10 protein-coding genes are annotated in these 6536 nt (G+C 42.2%); 3 read left to right on the forward strand and 7 right to left on the reverse strand.

The window, feature by feature from the left end:
* Positions 1 to 380: 380 nt before the first annotated feature.
* Positions 381 to 1115, reverse strand: coding sequence for a hypothetical protein (locus AC1DPZ_RS19470; RefSeq protein ID WP_477406483.1), 735 nt, complete (start codon positions 1113 to 1115; stop codon positions 381 to 383).
* A gap of 257 nt (positions 1116 to 1372) precedes the next feature.
* On the opposite strand from AC1DPZ_RS19470, the gene AC1DPZ_RS19475 reads away from it, so the two are divergent.
* On the forward strand, positions 1373 to 1588 hold the full coding sequence (locus AC1DPZ_RS19475) for a hypothetical protein (RefSeq protein WP_477406485.1): 216 nt from the start codon (positions 1373 to 1375) through the stop codon (positions 1586 to 1588).
* 155 nt (positions 1589 to 1743) lie between these two features.
* Entirely contained in the window at positions 1744 to 2502 is a 759-nt protein-coding gene (locus AC1DPZ_RS19480; RefSeq protein WP_477406487.1) for a hypothetical protein, read from the forward strand.
* Between the two features lie 359 nt (positions 2503 to 2861).
* On the opposite strand, the gene AC1DPZ_RS19485 is transcribed toward AC1DPZ_RS19480, so the two are convergent.
* Genes AC1DPZ_RS19485 through AC1DPZ_RS19500 form a run of 4 tightly spaced genes read right to left on the reverse strand, consistent with a single transcriptional unit; the run spans position 2862 to position 4735 of the window.
* Entirely contained in the window at positions 2862 to 3332 is a 471-nt protein-coding gene (locus tag AC1DPZ_RS19485; protein WP_477406489.1) for an SRPBCC family protein, read from the reverse strand.
* Positions 3333 to 3350: 18 nt separating this feature from the next.
* The gene (locus AC1DPZ_RS19490; RefSeq protein WP_477406491.1) at positions 3351 to 3971 is read right to left on the reverse strand and encodes an SRPBCC family protein; all 621 of its coding nucleotides are present in this window, start codon (positions 3969 to 3971) and stop codon (positions 3351 to 3353) included.
* A 7-nt stretch (positions 3972 to 3978) separates the two neighbouring features.
* Positions 3979 to 4302 carry an ArsR/SmtB family transcription factor gene (locus AC1DPZ_RS19495; protein ID WP_477406493.1) on the reverse strand — a complete coding sequence of 108 codons (324 nt, stop codon included), beginning with the start codon at positions 4300 to 4302 and terminating at the stop codon, positions 3979 to 3981.
* Positions 4283 to 4735, reverse strand: a complete 453-nt coding sequence (locus tag AC1DPZ_RS19500; protein WP_477406495.1) for an SRPBCC family protein — start codon at positions 4733 to 4735, stop codon at positions 4283 to 4285. The genes AC1DPZ_RS19495 and AC1DPZ_RS19500 overlap by 20 nt, the downstream gene beginning before the upstream one ends.
* Before the next feature lie 75 nt (positions 4736 to 4810).
* Here AC1DPZ_RS19500 and AC1DPZ_RS19505 point away from each other — a divergent pair, with 75 nt between their 5' ends.
* The gene (locus AC1DPZ_RS19505) at positions 4811 to 4966 is read left to right on the forward strand and encodes an ArsR/SmtB family transcription factor (protein WP_477406497.1); all 156 of its coding nucleotides are present in this window, start codon (positions 4811 to 4813) and stop codon (positions 4964 to 4966) included.
* Between the two features lie 27 nt (positions 4967 to 4993).
* On the opposite strand, the gene AC1DPZ_RS19510 is transcribed toward AC1DPZ_RS19505, so the two are convergent.
* The gene (locus AC1DPZ_RS19510; RefSeq protein ID WP_477406499.1) at positions 4994 to 5908 is read right to left on the reverse strand and encodes a slipin family protein; all 915 of its coding nucleotides are present in this window, start codon (positions 5906 to 5908) and stop codon (positions 4994 to 4996) included.
* A 134-nt stretch (positions 5909 to 6042) separates the two neighbouring features.
* Positions 6043 to 6536, reverse strand: a 494-nt coding sequence (locus AC1DPZ_RS19515) for a hypothetical protein (protein ID WP_477406501.1), incomplete at its 5' end; no start/stop codon positions are given.

Here is a 6536-nt window from a genome sequence, read left to right on the forward strand (position 1 = left end):
CACACAAAAGGTGATCTAACAGTAATTTTAAGCGCCCCCGATAGTGCTAATTACATCATTGATGCTTTGCAGTTATGCAAAATAATTGATGATAGCATTAGTAAGTTTCATACATACTGTGCTTGAGCTACTAAAAGTAAAATTCTATGGTAGCCATTTTGAGATAGAAAACATCAGGCGTTAAATTATTGAACAGAGATTACATTCAAATGGACGAAAAAAAATAGCCAATTTCCTTTCGCTGCCGCAAGCGTCCCCGGCTTGTGGCCCGCATGCTAAGTATACCTGAAAATAAAAAGCTAAACTACTTTAAGGTGGCCGAACTGCCAACACTGGTAACCCAAATTTGAGTTCGTATATAAAAGCTTTTTAACCTGCCTTTAATCGTTATTTAAATAAGCTTTTGCCAACTCTTTAAATTGAGACTGCACCTGGAACACCTCCTTGTGCAGTCTTATTAGTTCTGGGGAATAGTTCTCCCTTAACTCAGCCAACTCCGCCTCAATTTCAACGAGAATTTGATTTGAATTGTCATTTGATGGTAAACCCAGATCGGCATATATTTTCCGTGATGGCTCAATGGCCTGCTTCCTATTGGTAAGATTGACGTAAATTGTTAAATTCAACTCCACATGGCTTTGTAAATTCAAACCTCTAATTAGCATTTCGTACCCTAATTTATCAGGGTCGTCAAAAAGCAAGTCCATCAAGTTTGTAGATACATTTACTCTATGCTCATAGGCCCTTATATCAAGTAATATTAAGTCAACTTGCGTGGGTAGATTAACGGCCTTCGGCATCGGAACATTTGCTGAAGACATTTTGTGTATCCACGTGCTGTAATCAGAGTAAAAATTAATTATCGCCTGCTGAGATTGCGTGTAATTTTTACCCTTTTTATCTTTAAGTATGTCTAAATCGGACATCACCTTTGCATTATCCCGCATAAACTCCGCTTTGATGCCTTCGATAACCTTGGTTAGGCCCTCAATGTCCTCCTTATCGGCCGCGTTCTGCCCTTTTTTTAGATAATAGCCTTGCCGAACGAGGATAACGACAGTTACTATAATCTGCACGGCCAATGTTAAAAGGTACCCTAACTGATATTTTTCCATTTTATTTAAGTTGCATAAAAGTATAGAAAAGGTTGCACATTTATTATTTGCAATTGAGGCGCAACCATCATGCGATTTCTTTAGAAAAATTACATCTTTACAGAATAAACCGATGATTAGCTTATGGTCGGTGTTTTCCCTTCGCTGCCGCAAGCGTCCCCGGCTTGTGGCCCGCATGCTAAGTATACACCCGCCGGGCAATCCTCCTATTTACTTTTTAATGTTTTAAAGGTACATTTGTAGTATAAGGTAGGACAATGAAACTTTTAATCGACATTGCTGATAATAAAGCAGAWAGCTTTCTGGAATTGCTTAAAAGCCATTCTTATGTGAAAGCTAAACCCTTGTCTGCACCCGATGCTGCGGTACTGGAAGAATTAACCCATATTAAAAAGGCTTTAAAGCTTGCCGATAAAGTCAAGGCAGGCACGATCAAAAGTCGCCCGGCGTCAGAATTATTGAATGAATTATAATGTTCGTACGATCCAACCATTTGACAAACAGTTCAAACGGTATTTAAAAAAATATCCCTCGCTTAAATCGAAAAAGCGCTWCCCTGGCATTTACACCGATGAGCTTTGAATTTTAAGATAAATATTCTAATTTTAGAGGTCAAAGCCTAACCTCTATGACTAAGATCTATACTATCCTATCGCTAATGCTATTTGTAGCATGTTTCGCATCATGTAAAAAAAGCAACTCAATTGAAAAGGATGATTCAAATAAAGTTTCTGTAGTAAGTAAGATCACATTCCAATATTCTCCAACTCAAAAAAGAGTGGAAGAATATATATATGATAATGAAAGGCGTGTGTTAAAATCTCGTACAGAAAACTATAGTACAACTCCGGCCGGACAGTGGGAAACCTATACATATGAGTACGACTCAAACAACCGTTTGACTAAAGCGGTACTTACTAACGTTTCGAATCAAGTGCAGGGAACACAGGTTTTCGTTTACAATTATAATACTGTTGCGGGTGAGCAAATTTATTTTGAAACAAGAGATGGAGTTCCGGTAGCAGTTGTCCCGATATCGCTGGACGCTAATGGAAGAGTTATTTTTGTTAAAAAAAGATATGGGTTGAAATATGATGCACAAGGTAATTTTACATACTTTGGTGCTCCGGAGGGGATGAATGATTGGAACGCAACTATTCAATGGGACGATAAAAAAAACCCTTTTCATAATGTGGTGGGTTTGAATCCTAATTTCAATTACCTGGTGGAACTTTATCCAATCCAAACTCCACACAATCTTTTAACGATAAACAATGTCGGTAAAACTGTAATTACTTATAATACAGAAGATTTACCCGTTAACTCAACTCATACCGGAAGCGATGGCAGCAAAACAATTATCGATTATGAGTATATTAAGATGTAGTTGGATATAATCTTCAGCTTATAAAACTATACATATCCAATCTGCCTGATGCCTCCGGGTCCTCCTCTGGAGAGACCCAGAGGGGACGAAGCTTTGCAAATCGGATCTGCATAGTTTGGGATTGCTTCGTACCTCGCAATGACGGTCTGTTTTCCAGTCCCCTCAGGGTCTCCTTGGAAAGGGACCCTGAGGCCGCCTGCCAGGTATAAAACTATGCATATCCAACCTGCACGATGCCTCAGGGTCCTCCTTCGGAGAGACCCTGAGGGGACGGTAGTATTAATTGCCGAACTGGGTACAATTCAGTCCCCTCATGGCTCTTCTTGAAAAGAAATGGTAATACGGCGTTGGATACTTTACTAAATTTCGGTTTTTACTATTACATCGGCCTTTAGATGGGGTTGGCCCTTACCTGTAGTGATTAGGTTGAGCAAGCTATGCTCCAGAAAATAATTCCAGCCTTTGAAGCAGTCCTGGTAACATTCGCTTTCAGGAACTAAACCCACATGGGTGAAATGCACCTGCGTTTTGCCTTCTTTTTTTGCGATCTCAAAGCGGATCTGGGTGCCGGTCCATTCGGTTTTATCTTCCAGGAAACTGAGGTAACTGTCGGTAACCAACCAAACAACCTTTTCGCCCGGGATCACCTCGGTTAATTTTTGTTTGGAATAGTGCATGTCTGCGAAGCGGACCTCAAATTCATCATTCAGTTTTTCGGAATATCCTTTAAAATCCTCCGACCACCAGGCGCGGATATCATTAATGGCATTAAATACTTCTTCCGGACTTTGGTTTACCAATAAGGTAGTTGTAAAATCGTGTGTTTTCATGGTTGTTTTATTGAGATGTTAATGTTTGATCTTCCACTTATCTGCCAGTTCGGCATTGAAACCGTCCTTGTCTTTCGGGTTAGGTTTTCCCTTTCCGGTAGTAATTAAACTGTAAAGGCTATTGGTAATATAGTTGCCCCAGGCATCGTAGCAAACTTTGTAGCACTCATACCCGGGCACCAGGCCTTCGTGTGTGAATTTTACCTTTGTTTTACCACCTTCAGAAGTAATATCGAAAATGAGTTTGGTGCCTATCCATTCCGTCTTATCTTTTGTAAAGCTGAACTGATTATCCAAAACCTCGTACACCAATTTTTTATCCGGGATCATTTCTATGAGTTTCATTTTACAGATATGGACGTCTTTGTAGTGATAGACGAACACCTGGCCCGGTTTATCTGTCGGGCCTTCTATTTCTTCAGACCACCAGCCGCGAAAGTTTTTGATCGCTTCGAAAGCTGTCTTTGGATCCTGCTCCACTAAAATGGAGGCGGTGTAATTTTGCTTTTCCATATGATGCTGTTTTAAATGGATCACTTTAACCGGATCTTTTATTTCTGTCAGTTGCATTGGGCTATTGTTCCGGTTAGGGAACAATAATGCCGCGAGCAGGATCGTGGTGAAATTTGATGTGATCATATTGTTTTTAGTTTGGTAATTTGCTGTTTAATAAAGTTTCCAATTTTTTCAGTTTCGATGCCCAGAACTCATCAAAGTAGTTGAGCCAGGCATGCAGCTCTTCGAAGCCGTCCTTTTTTAGTGTACAGTACCGTTCTCTGCCCATATCCTGTATGGAAATAAAGCCGGCGGTTTCCAGTATTTTAACGTGTTTGGAAACAGCAGGGCGGCTCATGTCGAAATTGTCGGCCAGGCTGTTAATGGTTAGGCTGTCCTCCGAGAGCAGCATCAGCATCTTCCTCCTGCTGGGATCTCCGATCACCTGGAAGGTATCAAGCGTTGGTATGGCCATGTGGCGCGGTGTTTAAAAGTTTGTCGATGTTCTGGAATTTTTCCAACCAGCCGTGCATCAGGGCGTGGTACATGTCAAGGTTTTCTGCCTTGTCGAAGCCGCGGTGGTCCAGGAATACTTCGGTACCGTTGTCTTTGGGTTCCAGCTGCCAGGTAACCACGGATTCCAGCGTGATGCTGCCCTGGCCGGGGCCGCAGTTCCAGGAATAGCTTAATGTTTTTAAAGGGTCTATCTCCAGCACCTTACAATAAAAGATGCCGTCAAAATTCAGGTTGGCTTTTCCGCCTGTCCTGAATTGAAATTCGTGCCCTACAACAGGCTGAAAATCATTTTTCATGAGCCACTGCCCCATGAGTTCGGAATTTGTGAGGTATTCCCAAACCGTCTCAATGGGATGGGCGAAGAAATACTGGTGTTTGATAATTTTTGCCATAATAGGTAACTTTAAGGTTACCCAAACGTATAGGTAACTTCTGAGTTACGCAAATTTATTTTAATTTTTATTTTGGTGAGCCGCCCCGCGGTATCACAGCACCTCAAAGTGCTGAAAGACGCCAAACTGATTACCCTGAAAACCGTGGGCAACAACAATATGTATGAGCTGAACCGGGAAGGCATCCTCACGATGCGGAATTACCTGGATAAATTCCGGGACGAAGCCTGAAGGGGGCAGTGGGTGAGTTAACTGCCTTTATTTTTTAGCGCCACCTTTGTCTTTGTTTGCTTTTTCCTGGCCTATCCCCATAGTGAGTGCCGTTAAGCCTGCCATACTGCCAAGTTGCATAGTATCAATTGCCGAACTGGGTACAATTACAATAGTGGAGTTTTGTTTCAAACCTTCGTAGAGCATATTCATCGCCCTTAAATGCAATGCCACCGGGTTGTTTGCGTAGGTTAAGGCTGCTTCTCCAAACTTTTCGGCCACCTGTTTCTCAGAGTCGCCCAAAATTACCCTGGCCTGCCGTTCTCTTTCTGCCTGCGCCTGCATAGACATGGCGTTCTCCAATGCGCCGGGGATCAAAACGTCTTTGATCTCCACGGAGTTGACATTGATACCCCATGGCTCTGTACGTTCGTCAATAATCTTTTGCAGTATGCCGCTAATTTTCTCCCTTCCTTCAAGCATGTCGGATAACATGGTCTTTCCGATAACATCGCGCAATGCGGTTTGCGAGGCCCAACTAATTGCACCCATATAATCCGCCACTTCGAGGGCAGCTTTTTTCGGGTCCAGCACCTTCCAAAATAATACGGCATCCACATCAACCGGTACGGTGTCTTTGGTAAGGGTTTTTTCGGCCTTAAACGATGTTGTAATCACCCGGGTATCAATCCAGTATGGTATGGTATCCAGAATGGGGATAATGAAAAACAACCCTGGCCCCCTGAGCGATTGAAAACGACCCAGGCGCAATACTACGGCCCTTTCCCAGGGATTTGCAATCTTGATAGCAATAGAAATCAGCAATGCAACCACAAAGACGCTTGCCATAATGATGGTGCTTGTTGCAACATTCGAAGCATCATATGCCATCCTTGCCCATACAATACCAAGACCAAGAATTACAAAAAATACGATTACAGGAAACGAATTTTGACTTCTCATACCAAACCACCTCCTAATTGGTTGATATATTGTATAATAAAGATAATCAAATTGTGCCCCTGATTGGTAATGGTAATCACATATTTTCCGTCCCCTCAGGGTCTCCTTGAAAAGGGACCCTGAGGGGACAAACATCATTCCCTATCAATCTCGCTAACCCGTATCGAAAGGATCCCAAATGCAAAGGTGAGCGACACGAAAACCAATTGATATACAAATAAAAACAGCAGCATGCTGTAGGTTAACATGGCCGATGACGACGACTGGATAACCGTACGCACATCATCGCGGCCCCACTCCTTAATTAAGTTGGCTTTACTGCCTGTTTCCTGCAATCCCTGCTTAAGTTCRCCCTGGGGCCATACCGGGAAAAACAGGGGCTTCGAGTCTTTATATCCCACAACATATTGATTAAAAAGGAACAGGTAAAGAAACAATGTAAGCCCAAATGTTACTATTGAAACAATAGCCAAACGATTGATGGTTTTTATGGAAAGGGAGTTGAAAAAGCCGGAGTTAAACCTCAATATTAAAAGGGTAAATACTCCAAAAGACTCTATAATGCCACAAAACAGGTATTTTGAACTATCGGGCGGTACCCCTATATTGCTTAAAAGCACCCCCAAAC

The sequence above is a fragment of the Mucilaginibacter sp. P4_G9 genome (genome assembly GCF_056400985.1).